A 2,792-nucleotide genomic window follows, 5' to 3' on the forward strand; every position below is an offset into this window, starting at 1 on the left:
TCCCCCGGTGAGCCACCAAAAGCACTTCATATGGAGTGCTTTTTTTATATATAAAATAATAAATTTAATTTATAATAATATGAGAAGTAGCATTTTGGTATGGAGGGTAGAAAGTGTATAATATATGTGAAGGACAACGAATTTATTTAAGAAATATAGAATTAAATGATGCTAAATTGGTTGCTAAATGGAAAGATGAAATAGTAATGAGAAAAATGTCCGTGGGATTAAATACAAATATAAGTTATGAAAATCAATTTCAAGACATTAAGCTTAGCATAGAAGAAGGAGAAGAATTATATTTAATTATTGCATTAAAAGATAATAATGAACCTATAGGATACATAAGAATGAACTGGTTAGATGAAAATAAAGAAATGGCTTGGCTTAGGTTTGGATTAGGAAGTCATAGGCAAGAGGGATATGCTAAGGAAGGATTAAAATTAATTATAGATTATTTATTTAGCATTGGAACTCATAGGATTGATGCAGAGGTGTTAATGTTTAACTATCCTAGTCAAGGCACATTAAGGTCATTAGGTTTTCTTCATGAAGGAACAAGAAGACAAGCATATTATGATGGAGAAGAATATGTTGATGTTTTTGTTTTTGGAATTGTAAAGGAATAAATAATGAAAACTAAGTTTTTATATAGGAGGAAAGATAAATGGTAATAGCTCAAGTAGAGATATTAACGAATAAATATGTACAGATTATATTAAATAGTAAGTTTTTTGAAGTGTGGAAGTCAATTGCAATAGGAGTAGGAATATTCGTATTGTTAATGTTCCTAAGGAACATATTTGCTAAATATATTATAAAGATATTAGATGGTATATTTAAAGCTTTAAAAATTAAAAGTGCTAGAAAAATATTGAGTGCATTTGAAAAACCTATAAAAATGGCATTTATAGTAATGGGTGTATACATATTTATGAGTATACTAAATTCATCAATGGGATGGAATATTAGCAGTATAATTAATAAATTATTAGGGACATCAATTATAGTATTATTTGCTAATGGATTAATTAACATTACTAATAATTCAGATGATTTTTTATTTAGAGCTACAGATAAATATGATATAAAAGTTAATACTGTATTAATACCTATGATGGCCAAAGGAATAAAGTATTTAATTATAGCTTTTGCAATTATACAAGTAGCGAATATTTGGGGGCTAGATGTAAATGCTTTTATAACAGGAATAGGTTTAGGGGGAGTTGTAATAGCTTTGGCAGCAAAAGATTTTGCTGCCAATATGATGTCAGGTGTCATAATATTTATGGATAATCCTTTTACAATAGGTGATTGGATTAAGTGTAAGGAGATAGAGGGAATAGTAGAAGATATTAGTTTTAGAAGTACAAGAATAAGAACTTTTGATAAAGTGTTAATAACGGTTCCTAACTCATTACTAGTAAATGATTCAATTTTAAACTTTAACAAGAGAGAGTTAAGAAGAGTAACTATGAATATAGGAGTAACCTATGATACAGCTACTGATCAGCTTCAAAGGTGTGTTAGTAGCATAAAGGATATGCTAAAAAATCATGATGGAGTAGATAGTGAGAGTATTCATGTTAGCTTTAGTACATTTAATGAAAGTAGTTTAGACATAGGTATGTATTTTTTTATAAATAGAATTGAATTCAATGAATATATGGAGATTAAAGAAGATATAAATTATAATATAATGAAAATTCTAAGTGATGAGGAAGTAAGCATTGCTTTCCCAACAAAAAGTGTATATATAGAAAATAAATAAAAGGTTTAGGTAGTTCTTATTTGAATTACCTAAACCTTTTATTACTCATTTATAAAGTCAATAATTTCGTTGTATAAACTTCTTACACCATAATGCCAGTTTTGATCAGCAGAGTACTTTCTATTAATCCATACTAAAGGATCGACACTATCAGGTCTATCCTTAGATAGATTTATAATTGTACGACAAGCAATTTCTGATGCATCTACAATATCAGTATTATAACTTTGCCAACTACAAAATACATTATAAGGATTGTTAGCTATTTTAGTAGCACTTACATGATCTTGAGGAACAAAGCTTTGTTCTTGACCTGTAATAGCAAATAGCAGTATAGGATTAATATTAAAATCTCTACCAACTTCTATTATGGATGAAAAGTAAGGTTCATCCTTAAGTATAGAAGATCTATTAGCTAAATAAGATTTTAATAAGTTTTCATCTATAACTTTATATTTAAACCAATCAGGTAAATGCATAGTTTGGTTTATCGCTTCTTCACTTACTTGATTATTGTGATACAAATTTTTACATTTTTGTTGAGACTTTTGTATAGAATAAGAATTATATTCAGAATTATATTTTGAAAGTTCAGTGGTTAATGTATTAGAGTTATTAACTCTATAAGTTATAGATAGAGTATTTATTGATTTTATGTCACTGTTGATTAATTTTGTATTTTTATTAGATGTATTTTGTCCTTGCTCTGTGGTTGATAAATTAATAAGTTGCAATACTAATATAAATATAACAACTAGAGGAATAAAACTTTTTTCTTTCTTCTTCATAAATTTAATCACCATATTTCCCAAAATTTTTATTAATAATTATAATCTGTCCAAAAAAATAATAAATATTCAATTTACATATTTTTTCAAAAGGTAAGAGGTAATTAATTTTAGACAATGGTAATTATTCATTTATGCTTATACCAATAAACAATATAAGTAAATACATGATATAAATGTATAAATGCAATTAATAGATTAAATAAACAAATCCTAGTGTATCAATATTAGGA

At 26.5% G+C, this 2,792-nt stretch carries 3 protein-coding genes; 2 read left to right on the forward strand and 1 reads right to left on the reverse strand.

All coding sequences use genetic code 11. The features are described from left to right. Positions 1–113 precede the first annotated feature (113 nt). Entirely contained in the window at positions 114–629 is a 516-nt protein-coding gene (locus B2P65_RS12245) for a GNAT family protein (RefSeq protein ID WP_346849315.1), read from the forward strand. Positions 630–667: 38 nt separating this feature from the next. Continuing rightward, the gene (locus B2P65_RS12250) at positions 668–1,771 is read left to right on the forward strand and encodes a mechanosensitive ion channel family protein (protein ID WP_346880226.1); all 1,104 of its coding nucleotides are present in this window, start codon (positions 668–670) and stop codon (positions 1,769–1,771) included. 41 nt (positions 1,772–1,812) lie between these two features. Here the strand turns inward: B2P65_RS12250 and B2P65_RS12255 are convergent, their stop codons facing one another. Further along, a complete protein-coding gene (locus tag B2P65_RS12255) occupies positions 1,813–2,559 on the reverse strand; it encodes a hypothetical protein (RefSeq protein WP_346880227.1) in 747 nt (248 codons plus the stop codon). Positions 2,560–2,792: the final 233 nt, after the last annotated feature.

The organism is Clostridium sp. UBA3061 (assembly GCF_002367465.1).
GTDB lineage: Bacteria > Bacillota > Clostridia > Clostridiales > Clostridiaceae > Clostridium_J > Clostridium_J sulfidigenes.